Annotated in this window: 14 protein-coding genes; 4 read left to right on the forward strand and 10 right to left on the reverse strand. The window is 62.6% G+C overall.

The window, feature by feature from the left end; translation table 11 throughout:
* Positions 1–81 precede the first annotated feature (81 nt).
* The gene (panB, locus tag P8Q88_RS09895; RefSeq protein ID WP_278323674.1) at positions 82–954 is read left to right on the forward strand and encodes a 3-methyl-2-oxobutanoate hydroxymethyltransferase; all 873 of its coding nucleotides are present in this window, start codon (positions 82–84) and stop codon (positions 952–954) included.
* Between the two features lie 14 nt (positions 955–968).
* Positions 969–2039, forward strand: coding sequence for a DUF475 domain-containing protein (locus P8Q88_RS09900; RefSeq protein WP_278323675.1), 1071 nt, complete (start codon positions 969–971; stop codon positions 2037–2039).
* On the opposite strand, the gene P8Q88_RS09905 is transcribed toward P8Q88_RS09900, so the two are convergent.
* The 7 genes from P8Q88_RS09905 to P8Q88_RS09935 all read right to left on the reverse strand — a co-directional run bounded on the left by P8Q88_RS09905 (position 1969) and on the right by P8Q88_RS09935 (position 11526).
* Complete coding sequence (locus P8Q88_RS09905; protein WP_278323676.1) at positions 1969–2973, reverse strand: bile acid:sodium symporter family protein; 1005 nt, start codon at positions 2971–2973, stop codon at positions 1969–1971. The genes P8Q88_RS09900 and P8Q88_RS09905 overlap by 71 nt on opposite strands.
* 39 nt (positions 2974–3012) lie before the next feature.
* Complete coding sequence (locus P8Q88_RS09910) at positions 3013–4722, reverse strand: tetratricopeptide repeat protein (RefSeq protein WP_278323678.1); 1710 nt, start codon at positions 4720–4722, stop codon at positions 3013–3015.
* 34 nt (positions 4723–4756) lie between these two features.
* Positions 4757–6124: a PEP-CTERM-box response regulator transcription factor gene (prsR, locus tag P8Q88_RS09915; RefSeq protein ID WP_278323679.1), complete on the reverse strand. Its 1368-nt coding sequence runs from the start codon at positions 6122–6124 to the stop codon at positions 4757–4759.
* On the reverse strand, positions 6124–8232 hold the full coding sequence (gene prsK, locus P8Q88_RS09920; RefSeq protein WP_278323680.1) for an XrtA/PEP-CTERM system histidine kinase PrsK: 2109 nt from the start codon (positions 8230–8232) through the stop codon (positions 6124–6126). Before prsK ends, prsR begins: the two co-directional genes overlap by 1 nt.
* On the reverse strand, positions 8232–9617 hold the full coding sequence (locus tag P8Q88_RS09925; RefSeq protein WP_278323681.1) for a TIGR03013 family XrtA/PEP-CTERM system glycosyltransferase: 1386 nt from the start codon (positions 9615–9617) through the stop codon (positions 8232–8234). The genes prsK and P8Q88_RS09925 overlap by 1 nt, the downstream gene beginning before the upstream one ends.
* Positions 9618–9758: 141 nt before the next feature.
* Positions 9759–10052, reverse strand: coding sequence for a hypothetical protein (locus P8Q88_RS09930; protein WP_278323682.1), 294 nt, complete (start codon positions 10050–10052; stop codon positions 9759–9761).
* 91 nt (positions 10053–10143) lie between these two features.
* Positions 10144–11526 carry a helix-turn-helix domain-containing protein gene (locus P8Q88_RS09935; protein ID WP_278323683.1) on the reverse strand — a complete coding sequence of 461 codons (1383 nt, stop codon included), beginning with the start codon at positions 11524–11526 and terminating at the stop codon, positions 10144–10146.
* A 149-nt stretch (positions 11527–11675) separates the two neighbouring features.
* Here P8Q88_RS09935 and P8Q88_RS09940 point away from each other — a divergent pair, with 149 nt between their 5' ends.
* Both P8Q88_RS09940 and P8Q88_RS09945 read left to right on the forward strand, forming a co-directional pair.
* Positions 11676–13274 (forward strand): isocitrate lyase, encoded by a 1599-nt coding sequence (locus tag P8Q88_RS09940; protein WP_278323684.1) that lies wholly within the window; start codon positions 11676–11678, stop codon positions 13272–13274.
* 11 nt (positions 13275–13285) lie between these two features.
* On the forward strand, positions 13286–13492 hold the full coding sequence (locus tag P8Q88_RS09945) for a hypothetical protein (RefSeq protein ID WP_446532556.1): 207 nt from the start codon (positions 13286–13288) through the stop codon (positions 13490–13492).
* Between the two features lie 96 nt (positions 13493–13588).
* Here P8Q88_RS09945 and P8Q88_RS09950 read toward each other — a convergent pair whose 3' ends face one another.
* From P8Q88_RS09950 to P8Q88_RS09960, 3 genes are read right to left on the reverse strand one after another with little or no spacing between them, the layout of a single operon-like run.
* Positions 13589–14920: an amidohydrolase gene (locus tag P8Q88_RS09950; protein ID WP_278323685.1), complete on the reverse strand. Its 1332-nt coding sequence runs from the start codon at positions 14918–14920 to the stop codon at positions 13589–13591.
* Between the two features lie 54 nt (positions 14921–14974).
* Positions 14975–16765 carry an SLC13 family permease gene (locus tag P8Q88_RS09955; protein WP_347569011.1) on the reverse strand — a complete coding sequence of 597 codons (1791 nt, stop codon included), beginning with the start codon at positions 16763–16765 and terminating at the stop codon, positions 14975–14977.
* A 60-nt stretch (positions 16766–16825) separates the two neighbouring features.
* On the reverse strand, positions 16826–17443 hold the full coding sequence (locus P8Q88_RS09960; RefSeq protein WP_278323688.1) for a hypothetical protein: 618 nt from the start codon (positions 17441–17443) through the stop codon (positions 16826–16828).
* Between the last annotated feature and the right edge of the window lie 47 nt (positions 17444–17490).

Below are 17490 nucleotides of genomic sequence, written 5' to 3' on the forward strand. Positions count from 1 at the left end.
GTGGGCGCCCTTAAACACATAATCGGACTGGATTCCAAGCGCCGCTTTGCCTTCGCTCCCCGGCTTGCTAGGGGCATGTCAATGTCCACGACCTTCCAACTCGATACATCGACCAGCCGGGCGAATCCCACGCCGCAACCGATGAAGCGCCTCACCGTGCCCAAAATCAGGGCGCACAAGAAAGGCGGCACGGTCGAGCAACCGCTCGTGATGCTGACCGCCTACACGGCGCGCCAGGCACAGTTGCTGGACGCGCATTGCGATATCCTGCTCGTCGGCGACTCTCTCGGGCAGGTCATTTACGGTCTGCCCTCGACGATACCCGTCACTATGGAAATGATGGCCAATCATGCCGCAGCTGTCGTGCGCGGCAGTTACCACGCGGTCGTGGTGGTAGACATGCCCTTCGGCTCCTATGAGGCATCGAAAGAACAGGCGTTCGAAAGCGCGGCCTATCTCCTGAAGCAATCGGGCGCTGCGGCGGTCAAGCTGGAAGGCGGGGCGCAGATGGCCGAAACAGTGGCATTCCTGAACCAGCGCGGCATCCCTGTGATGGGACATGTCGGCCTTACCCCGCAGGCGGTGAATGTGCTGGGCGGATACATGGCACGTGGGCGCAGCGAGGCCGAGGCTGAAAAGATCGTCTCGGACGCGCGTGCGCTCGACGAGGCAGGCACCTTTGCCATCGTTATCGAGGGCGTCGTCGAACCCATCGCTATCGAGACGACCAAGGCTGTCTCCTGCCCAACAATCGGCATTGGCGCCTCGGCGCAATGCGATGGCCAGGTTCTCGTTACCGAAGACATGCTCGGAATGTTCGAACGCGTCCCGCGCTTCGTAAAGAAATACGCGGCGATCGGCGACGTGATCGAGAAAACCGTCGCCCAGTATGCCGAGGAGGTGCGTTCGCGAAGCTTCCCCGGTCCAGACCAGACTTACCAGCCGATAAGCTGATTACCGGACAATTTATGGATACGCTGCTTCGCTATTACGCGTTTTCGCTCGGCTTTACGGCCGTCTGCCTCGGCCTAGGGGCCTGGTATGGCTGGGCTAGCAGCGGCACGATCGGCGGCATGCTGTCGGTCCTGTGGATCGTGATCGTGCTATCGATCCTCGAGGTTTCTCTGAGTTTCGACAATGCAGTGGTCAATGCCACCGTGCTGCGCGACATGGATCCGGTCTGGCAGCAGCGCTTTCTGACTATCGGCATATTGATCGCGGTATTCGGCATGCGCATTGTCTTCCCGATCGCTATTGTCGCCATTGCCGCGCAGGTCGGCCCGATCGAGGCCGTCTCACTGTCCTTGAACGATCCGGCCGAATACGAGCGGATCGTGTCGGAGGCCCATGTCGGGATCGCCGGGTTCGGGGGAGCCTTCCTGGCGATGGTCGGCCTCACCTTCTTCTTCGACAATGACAAGGAAGTGCACTGGATTTCCGCGATCGAGAAAGCGATCAACAAGTTCTCGAACGTCCCTGCGGTGGAGATCGGGCTTGTCCTCGTTCTCGTCTATACCGTGTCGACCGCACTACCTGCAGACGACACGATCACCTTTTTGACGGCCGCGATCCTCGGCCTTGTCACCTTTATTGCCGTGCACGCGATAGCGGCCATCATCGAAGAGCGCGAAGCAGCCAAGAAAGCTGCGGGCGAGATCGTCAAATCGGGTCTCGGAGGTTTTCTCTACCTCGAAGTGCTCGACGCGAGCTTCAGCTTCGACGGTGTTATCGGGGCCTTCGCCTTGTCGAATAACATGATCGTAATCGCGCTCGGCCTGTCGGTCGGCGCCATGTTCGTGCGCTCGATGACCATCCATCTGGTACGCACCGGTACGTTGGCGCAGTATCGTTATCTCGAGCATGGCGCTTTCTGGGCAATCATTGTGCTGGGGATCATCATGCTGCTGTCCGCGCGCTACCATATCCCCGAAACGATCACGGGCCTGCTCGGCGCTGTTCTGATCGGCCTCAGCTTCTGGTGGTCGGTGCGGCACAATCGCCGCTATCCGCATGACGCGGTGACACAGCCAGCCGACTAGCGATTGGGGCCGCCACCACAAGCTGCGCGAAATGGTACAGCAGTAGCGCGATCACGATAAAGCCGGCGTCGCTTGGCGCGAAAAGAATGGTCGCCAGCGGCGCGCCGACCGCCGCGCTTTTCTGAGCGCCGGCGAACAGGAACGCGATCCTGTCGCCGCGCGTGAGCCTCAGCACGCCCGATGCGAACCAAGCTCCGGCATTGGCAATCGCCAGAAACACAAGAACGAGAAGGAGGATGACAAGCCAGTCTACACCACTCAGGCGTTGCCAGATGCCCTGTTCGACCGCGCCCGAGAATGCGACGTAGACGGCTGCGGCAATGGCAAACCTGTCCACCCAGGCGATCTTTTGCCTGTGCCGGCCGATGAATTGCTTCGCATGCGTTTGGAGCAATTGCCCAATGGCGAAAGGCAGGACCAGCAAGATCATGATCTTACCGATCACCTCAAAACCGACGGCGCCGCTGCCGCTTCCTCCGAGAGCCAGAAAGATCGGCACGGTCACGAAAACGCCCAGAATATTGAGCAGGGCGGCACCGACGACCGACAGGGCGATATTGCCACCTGCCAGCGAAGTATAGGAGGTGGCCGACTGCACAGTGGACGGCAGAGTTCCGAGATAGAGGAACCCCAGGGCCACCGCAGGAGCGAGGGTTTGCGCCCCGATGGTAGCCAGAGCCAGCCCACCAAGCGACATGGCACCGAACACCCACAAGACCAGCGGTAGCAAGAAGCGCCAGTTTCTGACGCCCATAGCGATTTCGCTACGCGCTATTCGCAACCCATTGAGCAGAAACAGGATGAAGATAGCGGCGTTCGCAACTGCCTGCGCGGCCGCCCGGCCTTCCCCGATGGCAGGAACAATCGCAGCTAGCGCGACTGCACCCGCAAGCATACGCAGCATGGGATCGGCAAGAACGGTTCGCAAAGCCATCGGAGCGCTCTGTGCCTTGGCTTGGCGCTTGTCGAGCCTTCAGTCCGACGTGAGCGACTCCAGCTTTGCATAAAGATCTGCGCGCGCCGTGACCTCCGCCGGGGGCAAAACCGCGAGCAAGGCCGCGACCGACCGCGGATTGAGCGGCTGCAGGTCGTGAGCCTCGATCGCGAAGTCAATGGCCTCGTCAGGCTGTCCGAGTTGCGCGGCGACCAGGGCACGCGCCGACAGGACCCATGGAACGCGAGCTTGCCCGTGCAGGATGGCATGGTCGAGCAATTGCGCTGCGACCGACCATTTCCCCTGCGCTGCATAGGCATCCGCAAGCAGGGCGGCTGCGTGTCCGTTCAACGGATTCGATCGGACGAAACGCTCCAGTAAGGCTGCCGCATCTTCCGGCGTTGCCTGACTGCCTGCCAGGCGCAGGGCCAGAGGCCACGGCTGACGAATATTGGCGGCGCGCGAATATGCGCGGCGAGCAGCGGCCCGATCGCCCGCCGCCAGTTCGGCATCGCCGAGAATGGCGTAGCCATCGCCTGAACCAGGATAGTTGCGCACGAAATCCCGCGCGCTGGAAATCGCCTGGCCACGGGTGCGACCGGCAAGCGCGGCACGCACGTAGTCGCGCGTCTGGCCGCCGCTTCCTCCGCGCGGAACAAGCGTCTCCAGCGGCGCTTCGGTGGGTAGCGGCGCAAGTCTTTGCGGAGCCATTGCGGCGAGGTCGAGGAATCGGGCTGCGGCGGCACGATCCCCCATCGCCTCATACGCTCGTCCGACAAGGACTCTCAGATGCGGAGAGCCGGATGGCCCCGCGGCCCGCGCGGCAAAGCGGCGCACCAGTTCCTTGTCGCTGCCGCTGCGGGACAGCGCGAGGGCAAGCAATTCGACTGCGCGAACGTTGTCCGGCTGGCGTCTGGTCAATCGGTCCAGCTGCTGCGCGGCACTGTCGAAATTGCCGTTCTGCATGTCGACGATGGCGGACAACATGATCGCTGCGGGGCGCCCCTCCTGATCGAATTGCGATCGCTGCAGCAACGCCCGGGCCAGCGGGAAACGGCCGCCTCGCGCCGCAATAACTGCCTGCACGAACAGGCCTTGAGAAGACAGCAAGACGCTATCCCCCCCGGCACGCAGGACCGCAAGTGCCTCCCTCGCCTGCCCTGCATCCGCCAGCGTGGCGGCATAGTCCAGACGCAGTTCACGATTGGCGGGATGCTGGTCCACCGCCGCCGCAAACCAATTCAGGGAAGGCACGAGGCCCTCGGCGTCGCGCAGCAATTGTCCGCGAAACTGCAAGGCCGAAGCATTTTGCGGCGCGAGGGCCAGCGCACGTTCGGCGGCGTCGATCGCCTGCGCCTGCTCGCCCCCTTCGAAACGCAAGCGCCCGATATCGACCCACAGCTCCGGATCCTGCGGGTCGAGGCGAAGGGCCCTGTCATAGGCGCGCCCGGACGCTTCCAGATTCGCACGCGCCATTTCGAGGCGCCCGATCATCCGCAATCCAAGCGCCTCGGTTCCAGCGGAAAACACCTCGGGCTCCAGCCACCGGGCGGCTTCTGCCAGATCGCCACGCTGCAGCGCTGCTTCGCCAAGATAGGCGGCCACGTCCGCCTCGGGCGTGCCCTCGACCAGCGCCCTTTGCAGGACGATCCGCGCATCCTGCGGATTGCCGGCAGCAAGCTGTCGTTTGGCAAGCTCGACCGAGGCAGCGGTCGACGGCGCGGGCTCGCATCCCGCGAGCGCCGTCACGGCCGCCAGGACGCCGGCGAGCCTCAGAAATCGTCTAGGTCTGCAAATCATACTGCTTGAGCAGGTCATACAGCGTAGGGCGGCTGATCCCGAGCAGCTTGGCCGTATTGGAAATATTCCCCTCGCTCCGGGCGAGCGCCTTGCGGATCATCTTGCGATCCGCCTGTTCGCGCGCGGATTTGAGATTTAGCGCCAGATCCTCGCCTTCCTCACCCGTATTATCGAGATCGAGATCCTCGGCACCGATCAGCTTGCCATCGGCCATGATGACGGCCCGCTTCACCCGGTTTTCCAACTCGCGCACGTTTCCGGGCCAGGTCCACCCATCGATGGCGGCAAGGGCATCGGGCGCAAATCCCTTCACCTGAGGATTCATCTCCCGGGCAAAGCGCGTGACGAAGGTCTTGGCCAGCAGCACCGCATCGCCCGGTCTTTGCGCCAGCGTCGGCACCTTGATGACGATTTCGGCAAGGCGATAGAACAGATCCTCGCGAAAGGTGCCTTCGCCGATCATGGCCTCAAGATCCTGGTGCGTTGCGCTCACGATCCGGGTATCGACCGGGATGGGTTTGCGCCCGCCGATCCGCTCGATGGTCCGTTCCTGAAGGAAGCGCAGCAACTTTACTTGAAGGGGCAGCGGTATGTCGCCCACCTCGTCAAGGAATAGCGTCCCGCCATCGGCCAGTTCGATCTTGCCTTCGGTCGTCTTAACCGCGCCGGTGAAGGCGCCCTTTTCGTGACCGAAGAGTTCGCTTTCGAGGAGGTTTTCCGGGATCGCCGCGCAATTGATGGCGATGAAAGCACCCGACCGGCGTTCGCTCGCCTCGTGCAGCCCTTTCGCGAGAAGCTCCTTCCCGGTCCCGCTGGCACCGAGCAGCATGACCGATACGCTGGTCGGAGCCACCCGCTCGATCGTGCGGGCAACCTTGGCCATCTCGGGGGCGGCCGTGATCATCGAGCCAAGGACGGTCTGGTCCTCACCGACCTTTTCCGAAAGACGCCGGTTTTCCTCCTCGATGCGATGCAGGCGCAAGGCGCGATCGACGATCAGGCCCAGAGCGTCGATGTCCACCGGCTTCTGGTAGAAATCATAGGCACCGCGTTCAACGGCCCGCAGAGCACTTTCGCGAGCACCATGACCGGATGCCACGATGACCTTCGTATCGGGCTTCATCGCCATGATTGCATCCAGCACGGCGAAACCTTCGCTGGTGCCGTCCGGATCCGGCGGCAGTCCGAGGTCGAGGGTCACGACTGCCGGTTCCTCGGCGCGCAATGCGGCCAGCGCGGCTTCACGAGTGCCCGCGATGACCACGTCGTAATCGTCATAGGCCCACTTCAACTGCGCCTGCAGCCCCTCGTCGTCCTCGACGACCAGCAGTTTGGGCTTGTCGCTCGCCATCATGCGTCCTCATATCGCGTGGTTGTCGGGTCCAGCCCGATGAAGCGGCTAGTGGCCTGCAGCGGGAGCGTCAGCGTGAAACGCGACCCGATCCCTTCGCGCGATTCCGCGTCGAGCCGCCCGCCCATGGCGCGCACCGTTTCGCGGGCCTCGAAGGCCCCGATTCCGAAACCGCCTTCTTTCGAAGAGACAAACGGCTTGAACAATCCGTTGCGCAGGAATTGCGGGCTCATGCCCTTGCCATTGTCGATGATCTGCAATTTCCCGTTCACTCCGTCGGCATAGACTTCGAGGACCACCGAACTTTCGCTGTCGCTGGCATCGACCGCATTCTGGACCAGATGGATCAGAGCCTGTTCGACACCTTCCTCGTCTCCGATCACCAGCGCGGGCTCTGCCCTGAGCAAAGCTACCGGATGGTTCTGGCGGAACCGATCGACCACGCGACGAGCTGTTGCAGCGAGATCGAAGGCACCCGAGACAGGCTTGTCCTTGCTGCCATACCGACCCAGCCGGGCAAGCAGACTGTTAAGCTTGTCCGCGCTGTTGCGCAGCGTGACCAGCATGTCCTCGCGAAACTCCGGCTTGTCGGCATGCTTCTGCGCATTGCGCAGCAGGAGCGACATCTGGCTCGACAAATTCTTGATGTCGTGCATCACGAACGCCATCCGGCGATTGAATTCGTCGAACCGGCCGGCCTCGATCAATGCCGCCTGGCCTGCCTCTTCGGCAAGATAGCTTGCCAATTGCCGGCTCACCACGGTGAGCAGGTCGAAATCCTCCCAGTCGAGCTTGCGTGCAATGCCGGGGCGCGAAAGAATGGCGAGACCGACCAGCCGATCGAAATGGAGCAGAGGCACGGCGGCCCAGATGGTCCGGTCGCTGCGCAGTCCCGCGGGGATGAGCGCGCATTCGCCATAATGGTCGATCCCGGCGCGAACCTCGTCGAAATCGATTATCAATTCCTGCTGTTCCAGCAGACGGGCCAGCGCAGCCGGAAGGCGGTTTTCGTCCAGCGGCGTTTTGCGCCACTGCCACTCTGCCGCAAGCTCCAGGTCGCCCTCGTCAGTGCAGGCAAACAGCAGGCCGGAGGGGCTGTCGGTTATATCGGCAAGCGCCTTTATCGCGCGCTCCGACAGGCTGGTCTCATCGAAGCCCGTGCGACCGACGGTATTGGTGAAGCGTATCCACTCCGTCCGGTAATCGTAGCGATGCTTGAAAAGGTGCTTCACCGCCGTGACGCGCAACCAACCGCGCAGTCCTGCCGAGGGGAGCCAGATCAGTGCCAATGCACCGGCAGCGATGACCAGCCCGACCTGCACCAGTCGCGCCAGATCGCCCGAGGCCATGTCCAGCCAGCGCGCAATGCCCAGCATGAGGAGCAGATAGGCCCCTATGAGGAGGAGCGAGAGGAAACGGAAAGTGACCGCGCGCGACGGACGGAATTCAAGCCCCGCTGAGGAGCGCGCGAAACCGAGCGCGAACGGCACCGCGACGAACGCCGCCGCCACTCCCCGCAAGGCCGTCATTTCGACAGGCGCGCTGCCGAGGAAGTAAGCGACCGTGTAATAGTTGAGCTCGAACGCCCACAGGCCGGCCAGGGCGGCGGCGTTCCAGCGCAACAATTGCCGCGAGGCGTCGGCAGCACCGACGTAGAGGTTGTGAACCAGCACGAGCGCGCCGATCGCAACGAACAGCCTAAACGTCGTCGCCGTTTCGAATGCCATGCCGACCACCTGGGGCGATGCTGCATTTCTCTGGGCGATGAAAAGAAGCAGCAAGTGCAGCAACTCGACCAGGCACAGGACGGCGAAGGCAGGCCGGACGATCCGCACGGTTTCATCGCGGCCGTCATTCGCGAAATGGCGGAAAAGAACGAACAGCCAGGCAAGGTTGCGAGCGATTTCGGTCAGGCCGACGATCGCGCGCGAAGAATCGAAGCTCGCCGCCGCAATGCACCAGTTTGCAGTCAGTGCGAGGGCCAGGATCGCAGGAATCCGGTCGTTCCGGCCGGCATCGCCCTTGCTCGCGAGCCAGACCGCGCAGATGGCGCAGACGATGGCCCCGATCGTATAGGCGGCATAGACGGAGGTTGCAGCGAGGCCCATCAGCGCGCACCCTCCGGGTAGATGACGACCCGCACCGTCTGCAGCAGGATCAGAAGGTCGAGGAAGGGCGTGTAGTTCTTTGCGTAATAGAGGTCGTATTCCAGCTTCTGCCGCGCATCATCGATACTCGCGCCATAGGGGAAGTTGATCTGCGCCCAACCGGTAATGCCCGGCTTTACCTCGTGACGCTCCGCATAGAACGGCAGTTCGCGTTCCAGCTCGGACACGAAGTGTGGAACTTCCGGGCGCGGGCCGACAAAGCTCATATGCCCCTTCAGGACTGCCCAAAGCTGCGGCAGTTCGTCGATCCTCAGCTTGCGGATGATGCGTCCGACACGGGTGATGCGCGGATCGTCCTCCTCGGCCCACTTGGCGCCATCGGCCTCGGCATCCGTTCGCATGGAGCGCAGTTTCACGACCTCGAATGGCTGGCCATAGAGGCCGATTCTCCTTTGGCGGAAAAACATGGGGCCCTTGCTGTCGAGCTTCACAGCCAGACCAAACACGAGGATCAGGGGCAAGCCGACGATCAGGATCAAGAGGCTGCTGACGATGTCGAACAGGCGCTTCCCGGCAGCCGAAATGCGCTTGCCCGCGGAAAAGCCGTCCGAGAAGATGAGCCAGCTGGGATTGAGCGTGTCGAGATCGACGCGTCCGGTCTCGCGTTCAAGGAAACTGGAGAAGTCGTTTATCGCGACACCCTTGGTCTTCACTCTCAATAGGTCCTTGAGCGGCAGGGCGTTGCGTCGTTCCTGCAAGGCAAGCACGACTTCGCGCGCACCCAAGCGCTCGACATACTGTCCGAGATCGCCGATCGTTGCGCGCGGCACGGCGCGATCGACCACGGGCGGGCAATCGCCCATGTCGACGAAAGCGAGGGGCGTGAAGCCCGATCCCTCTCGCTGCGAAAGTCGCTGCAGGCGGTCCGCTCGTTCACCTGCCCCGAGGACGAGGATACGCCGCCGGAAGGTCTCGGACCCCACCAGGCGCGTAGCCAGAAGGCGATTGCCCACGAGACCCACCAGCGCGATTGCCATCGCGTAGAGAAGAACGGAGCGCCAGAAAGCCGCGCCGGGAACGAGGAAATTGAGGAAGGCGATCCCGATCAGGCCGAGGCTGACGGCAACGAGCAGCCGCGCGGTGCCGAAACGGATCGAGCGCAATGCGTCGGGCGTGTAAGCGCCCACGGCGATCATCGCGACCCACACGACGAGGGCGAAACCTGCCAGCTCCGGCATGCGCTCGGTGAGCGGTCCACTGCTGGAGCCGATCTGTCCGATGCGCAGCTGCCACGCGAACTCGCCCGCTGCCAACAGCAGGGCCAGGTCGATCAGGGACAGGAGCACTACGTTGTAGGAAAAATAGTGCTTGAAGACGCGGATCATCCGGTCGCGCTCGCGAAATTGCTAGTGTCGGGATTCTTGACTAGCAGCAAGGGATGAAGCGTCGGTAAATTTTACACAAGCGGAAAAACCGCTGAAAAGGCGGAGCTTTCACCCCGCCTTTCCCGCGACATGCGAATATTGTTACTGCTGAACTGCGTCCTGGGCCGCTTCGCCCGCCTGCTGCGCGGCATCGCCGACCTGCGACGCTGCGTTGCCAACATCCTCTGCCGCACCTGCAATGGCGTTGTCCTTGGCGATCTCGGCGTCGCTCGCCTGCGAGAAAAAGACCACGCCAGCGACCACTGCGACCAGCAGCAGCACCACGAGCACCCATTTGGCGCCGCCGCCACTTCCAGCGCGATCGGATACCACGGTGTGCGTCGTATGCGTGTTGCCGTCCGGCGTGCGCGTTTCGGTTATCCGTTCTTCAACCACGAGTGTTCCTCCTCAAGAATTTGTATTGTCTTGCTGAGAGCCAGAAAAGCCGTTTCCTGCGGACGGTTCCTGCAGGCGCGTCGATTGTTGGTTAATCGCCGGCAAACTCGAACGGGGTGTTGCCGCGGCGCACCTTGTCGAAGGACAGGCCCCTGCCTTGTGGTGGAAGCGAGCGTTGGCTGCAGCGCATCCTGTGGCATCGCGCGCAGCCCGGACCGATCGGCTGCGCATCCTGGGACCGCAGCGAAACGCCGCGAGCCTGGGCAAGACCTTCCGCCAGAACCGCCTCGATCCCCAGCGCCACCACGAATTGCGCTTCGCCCGGCGCGCCGCGTCCCTCGACCGCGCGCGCCAGAGTGAACCAGCCCCCTTCCCGCTCGCCCGCAATGTCGAGAGCCACGAACTGCACCTGCAATTCCCCTGACCGCTCGAAGGCGCGGTGGACGTGCCACAAGGGGCAGCTGGTATCGGCATCGATGAAGCGTGCGGTGCTGGCCCCGGAGAACGTCTTTGAGAACTGGCCTGCGCGGTCCAGCCTGACCATGAAAAACGGCAAGCCCCGCTGTCCCACACGCTGGAGCGTGGTCAACCGGTGCGCCAGCTGCTCGAAACTGACGCCGAAGCGCCTCTCGAGCACGGGCAGATCATATCCCGTAGCCTCGCACGCGCGCAGGAACCGCCCATAGGGCATGATCAGCGCGGCGGCGAAATACCCAGTAAGATGGCGGGTGAAGAATGATCGTGCCGCCTCATCCTCGAAGCGCGCTCCCTTGGCGATAGAATCGATCATGTCCTGATGCTCAAGCTGCGCAATCTGCAGGGCGAGCTGGAAATTGCGCGAGGAATGGCCGAGCATTTCGGAAAGCTGTACCTGCCGTGCGTGGAGATCGAGGCGGCGCAGGCTGTCGGGCATCACGTCTCGCGGCAGAATCCGGACCGAGAGCTGATGCCGTTCGCGGAGGCGTTCCGACAAGGCAACGCCGATGTCGCCGCGCGACAGGCGGATTTCGTCGGCAAGCTCCTCGGCAGCAAGGTCGAGATCGGCAAAGTGGTTGCGCCATTTCTCGATTTCGCGGCGCGAGGCGGCCAGCGGCCCATCGACACGGTCGGCGACGGGGGACGCATCGTCGTATAGCCGGGCGAAGGCAGCTGCCACCTGCGGCGCGGCAGCGAGCAGCTCCTGCGCCTCCTCCCGATCGATCCCGAGATCCTTGAAGCGTTCGTCGGCAAGCCGGCGCATCATGCCATCGATGCCGCCGATCGTTTCATCCTCGCGCAAAGTGCGGGGGTCGAAATCGAACTGCTCGACGAGCTGCATGACCACTCGCGCGCTGAGAGGCCGCTGGTTGCGTTCGATGAGATTCAGATAGCTTGGCGAGATATCGAGCCGCGTTGCCGTGGCTGCCTGGGTCAGACCTTCGCGCTTGCGGAGGCGGCGGATAGCAGGTCCGGCAAAAAGCGCTTCATCAGCCATCTGTAACTTTCTTTACTGGTTTACACTTCACCTAGCGCAATCAGGCGAGGATAGACAAGAAATTTTGTCAATTTCTCTGTTCTCGAACCGCCGGCCGCTGCAATTTGCCGAGGAGGCGATGACGCCCCCATATCACAAGGAGCATCCCCGTGACCTACCAGGCCCGGATCAAGGAACTGAACGAAACCATCGCTGCCAATGGCGCACCCTGGGGAGCGATCGACGCCGAGAGTGCTGCGCGCATGGTCGTGCAGAACCGTTTTCGCACAGGTCTCGATATCGCGAAATACACCGCGAAGATCATGCGGAAGGACATGGAAGCCTATGACCGCGACCCGGCGAATTACACGCAGTCGCTCGGCACCTGGCACGGGTTCATCGCCCAGCAGAAGATGATCTCGATCAAGAAGCATTTCGGCAGCACCAAGCGCCGGTATCTCTACCTGTCGGGCTGGATGGTCGCCGCGCTGCGCAGCCACTTCGGCCCCCTGCCCGATCAGTCTATGCACGAAAAAACGAGCGTGCCAGCGCTGATCGAGGAGCTGTACACCTTCCTCAAGCAAGCCGACGCCCGCGAGCTCGGCGGCATGTTCCGCGATCTCGATACCGCTCGCGATAACGGTGACGAAGTCGAAGCGCAGCGCCTGCAGAAGGCGATCGACGATCACGAAACGCACGTCGTGCCGATCATCGCCGATATCGACGCCGGCTTCGGCAACGCCGAGGCAACCTACCTGCTTGCCAAGAAGATGATCGAGGCCGGTGCCTGCGCGTTGCAGATCGAAAACCAGGTTTCGGATGAAAAGCAGTGCGGCCACCAGGACGGCAAGGTCACCGTTCCGCACGAGGACTTCCTCCAGAAGATCCGCGCGATCCGCTACGCGTTCCTTGAGCTGGGTGTCGAAGACGGCATCATCGTGGCGCGTACCGACTCGCTCGGCGCAGGGCTGACCAAGCAGATCGCCTATTCGACCGAGCCGGGCGATCTGGGCGACCAGTACAACAGCTTCCTCGATTGCGAGGAAGTCGATCCGGCCGCCATCACCAACGGCCAGGTTTTCATCAGCCGCGACGGCAAGCTGATGGCGCCCAAGCGCCTGCCCAGCAACCTCTACCAGTTCCGTTCGGGGACCGGCGAGGATCGCTGCGTGCTCGACTGCATCACCTCGCTCCAGCATGGGGCCGACCTGCTGTGGATCGAAACCGAGAAGCCGCATATCGAACAGATCGCCGGAATGGTCGACCGCATTCGCGAGGTCATTCCGAATGCGAAGCTGGTTTACAACAACTCGCCCAGCTTCAACTGGACGCTGAACTTCCGCCAGCAAGTCTATGATGCATGGGCAGAAGCCGGCAAGGATGTCAGCGCTTTCGACCGCGACAAGCTGATGAGCGTCGACTATGACGGCACCGATCTGGCCGCCGAAGCCGACGAGCGGATTCGCACCTTCCAGCGCGACGCTGCGAAGCGGGCGGGCATCTTCCACCACCTCATCACCCTGCCGACCTATCACACGGCGGCGCTGAGCACCGACAATCTCGCGAGGGAATACTTCGGGGAACAGGCGATGCTCGGATACGTCAAGAACGTGCAGCGCGAGGAAATCCGTCAGGGCATCGCTTGCGTGAAGCACCAGAACATGGCCGGCTCCGACATCGGAGACGACCACAAGGAATACTTCGCCGGCGAAGCAGCCCTCAAGGCTGGCGGCAAGAACAATACAATGAACCAGTTCGCCGCGGCGTAAGGAGAGGAAGGATGACCACGATGACCGAAGACACCCCCCAGACACAACCGGGGAAAACCGAACCGGGCCGCGCCCGAGCCCTGTTTTCGACTGCCGACTTCCGCCTGCTGCGCACCGCGCTGACGGCTTATGCCCGGCAGATCGAGGACCGCGAGGAACTGGCCAAGATCAACGCGTTGCACCACCGGCTCGGTACCTACGTGCCGTCGGAGGGCTGATCCGGACTTAAATCAGCAGAATTCTCCTGGGGAGGAGAATACGGCCGTCGGAGCGACCCCAAACGCTCCGGCGGCCACATTTTTGCAGAGAATGCCTCAGCCGCCCTTACGCGGCATCAGGTCGAGCGCCGCGCTCGCCAGGGCCTCGGCACCGGTGGCGATGACCTTTTCGGCATCTGGCGCCCAGAAGGGCGAATGAAGCGACGGCAGAGGCGTTCCGTTTTCCTTCAGCGCCGTAAGCATCGCGTCCGGGGTTCCGCTGATCCAGAAAATCATGCTGTCGATCGCGTCCGGATCGGCGCGGCGGAACTGGCTGAAATCCTCACCGCCCATCACCGCAGGCCATTCTACCACCCGGTCTTCGCCGAACCGTTCTGCGAACGACGCCGCCCTTTCTTTCGTGAATTCGACATCGTTGAAGGTCGAGGGCGTATAGGGATCCTCTATGCTGATCTCCGGCATGAGATTTTCAGGCAAACCCGCCGTGATCGCTTCGCCGCGCGCGACCCGCTCGATCCCGTCGAGCAGGAGCTTGCGGCTTTCGTCCGAATAGCTGCGGACGGTCAGCTGGAGCTTCGCCTCGTCCGAAATGATGTTGTGCTTGGCGCCGGCATGGAAGCTGCCGACGGTGATCACCGCCGGATCGAGCGGCGAGGAGTTGCGGCTGACGATGGTCTGCAGCTTCATCACGATCGAACTGGCCAGCACGACCGGATCGACAGTAGTGTGCGGATAGGCGCCATGCCCGCCGATGCCTTTCACCGTGATATCGACGCTGTCGACATTGGCTAGCGCATAACCGGGCGTAAATCCGATCGTGCCCGCCGGGGCAGGTGCGGCGGCATCGTGGAAGGCCAGCGCATAGTCGGGCTTGGGAAAGCGGGTGTAGAGCCCGTCCTCGATCATCGCGATCGCGCCCAGGCCCAGCTCTTCCGCCGGCTGCAGGATCATCACCAGCGTGCCCTGCCACTCGTCCTTGCGCTCGGCCAGAAGCTGCGCCGCGCCGATGAACCCGGCCATGTGCGTGTCGTGGCCACAGGCATGCATAACGCCTGTCGTAACTCCGCTTTCGGGTGTCGCGGTAGCGGTGCTCGCATAGGGCAAGCCGGTCTGTTCGACTACGGGAAGGCCATCCATGTCGGCGCGCAGCATGACGGTTGGCCCCTCGCCATTGCGCATGACCGAGACGACGCCGGTCTTGCCCACCCCCTCGGTCACCTCGAAGCCCAGCGCGCGCATCCGCTTTGCGAGCTTGGCCGCGGTTTCGTGTTCCTCGAAACTCAGCTCGGGATTGGCGTGGAGATCGCGGTAAAGCTCCATGAGCTCGGGCATGTCGGCCTGTAGGTCGGCACGCAGATCGTTCGCACTGGCGGGCGTGGTAATCGCTAGAGCAAGCGTGGCCAACGAAGTTGAAACGGATCTAAGCATTGTGTGAGTTCCCCTCTGAGATCGTACCTTGTAAGCACAGCCGCGTCGAAAACCCTACAGGCTGTAGCTGAGCACCAGCAGGATCGAGAGCGCGGTCACCATGATGATGACCAGCGGGACGCCGGTGCGGACGTAGTCCTGAAACTTGTACGATCCTTCCGCCATGATCAGCATGTTCGTCTGATAGGCGATCGGGGTCGCGTAGCACAGATTGCACCCGAACAGCACGGCCAGCACCAGCGGCTCGGCCGGAAGGCCCAGCTTGCTGGCGATTGCGAAGGCGATCGGCGTGCCCACCGTCGCGGCGGTTGCATTGGACGCGAAATTCGTGAGAAACGTCATGGCGAGCATGATTGCCGCCAGGGCGAACGCGGGCGAAAGGTAGTCGAGACCGACCGCCATGACCGTGCCGATCCAATCCGCCGCCCCGCTGTCGAGAATGATGCGGCCCAGCGCGATACTGGCCGCAACCAGCACGATGACGCTGCCCGACAGGCCACGACCCACGCGGTCGAACTTCACGCACCCGGTTACGAACATCAAAATCGCGCCCGCCAGCGCCGAAATCGCGATCGGGACAAGGCCGACAGAAGAAAGCGCGATCGAACCGCCCATGATAACGGCAGCCAGCGTCGCCTTTGAACGCCGTGGCAGCTCGCGTATCCCCTCCAGCTGCAGCAGACTATCGGTCCGCGCGAAATGCTCCATGTCGTCGGGCAAACCCATGACGAGCAGCACGTCGCCTTCGGCAAATCGGTGATCGCCGCCTTCGGAGAATTGCTCCTTTTCGCCGACCAGACGGTCCGGACGGTGCGTCCCGATAACAGCGACACCATAAAGATCGGCGATCCCGGAGCTCGGAAGCGTCCGCCCGATAAGACGCGAATCCGCGGTGACGATCATCTCCACAACGGCGATATCGATCCCCGTCTCGCTGGAGCGGCGACGAATACGGTCGATTACCCAGCTGGGAGCGGCATCGCCGCGCAGCGTGTTCATCGCTTCCTCGATCGCTTCATGCGTGCCTGTCATGCGCAAGCGGTGTTGCGGCCGCAGCAGGCCGACCGGAACATCGTGAAACTCGATCCCGGCGGGCAGGCGCGAGGAGACTTCGGACAATTCGCGCCCGTTGAGAACCGAATCCTCGGTGACGCGCAGCCGCGTTTCGAACAAGCGAAGCGCATGGACCGACTTTACGCGATTGTCGCCCAGCAAGCGCGGCATCACGATCCAGACGAATGGCAGCGCGACAAGCGAAGCGAGCAGCACGATCGGCGTGAAGTGAAACACGCTCATCTCGGGCATGCCGAGGTCGACGGCGATCGAAACCACGAGAATGTTGGTCGATGTCCCGATCGTCGTGGCCATACCCCCCATAAGCGATGCGGCATTGAGCGGGATCAGCGTCTTCGATGCCGCCATCGCCCCGCGCATTGCCAGCTGCACGAAAATCGGCATCAGCAGGACGAGGACCGGCGTGTTGTTGACTCCCATCGACAGGAGGAAAGTCACGACCAGCGAGAACAGCAGGCCCAGCTGCAAATTGACCTTGAACAGGCGTTCCAGAAACCGCGCAGCGGGCTCGAGCGCTCCTGTTACCACCAGGCCCCGCCCCATGATCATCAGGGCGCAGATTGTAATCAGCGCGTAGTGGCCGAAGCCCGAAAAAGCGAGCGCCAGCCCGTCGGTCGGCTGGCTTTCCGGTAAGGGGAAGAAATAAAGGCCGACCGCGATGACGGCGATTGTCAGCAGCGAGATAATCTCGACCGACATTCGTCCCCGGGCAAACGCTACGAACATCCAGATCGTGACGATCATCGCCGCGATGGCGTGGTATGAGGGCATCCCGATCATCCGCGGGCGGCAATCCCATCCCCGCGCCACGATGACAAGGATTTTCGTGCGTTATGCGGCCACTTGCCGGGCCTGGTCGAGTGGCACGCGGGTCAGCAGGAGTACGCCGACCAGTGCCGTGGCAGCCGTTCCGGCCGCACCGGCGGCAAATCGCCAGCTTTCGGCATCGATCATCGCCAACAGGTTCAGCCCGATGGCGGCAAGCCCTGTCAAAACCGCAAGCACGCCGAGCGCAATATTCATCGTGCCACCTGTGTGCAAAGCCCTTGCGCCGAGAACGAGGCCTGCAAGGCCGAGCAGGAGCTTGGCAAGGAAATAGAGGAAGAACGCGCCGGCGAGTATTGCCGAGAACAATTGCGGGACGGTCTCGCCCGCCTCCATCGCCGGGCCGAACATGGATAGGCCCATCCCCACCTGCAGCGTGTTGAGGACTCCGGACAAGGCAACCACGGACCACAATACCGCCGATCCCGGAAGCCGCGCCGATAGGGCAAGACCCGTTGCCGCCACGGCGCAGAACGCGAAAAGTTCGGTGAACCAGGTGAGCGGTCGCAGCATGGTATCGCCACCCGCGTTGGATACGACGGCGATGTAGAAGATCTGACTCGCCACAGTCAGCAGAAGCGCGAGGCCCAAGGTGCGCAAAAGGCCGCGATCGGTAATGGTCATCGTACTATTCCCTGTCGGTGTTCCGGCGGCAAATGAATGCCTCGCGC

The sequence above is a fragment of the Qipengyuania marincola genome (genome assembly GCF_029688625.1).
Taxonomy (GTDB): domain Bacteria; phylum Pseudomonadota; class Alphaproteobacteria; order Sphingomonadales; family Sphingomonadaceae; genus Qipengyuania.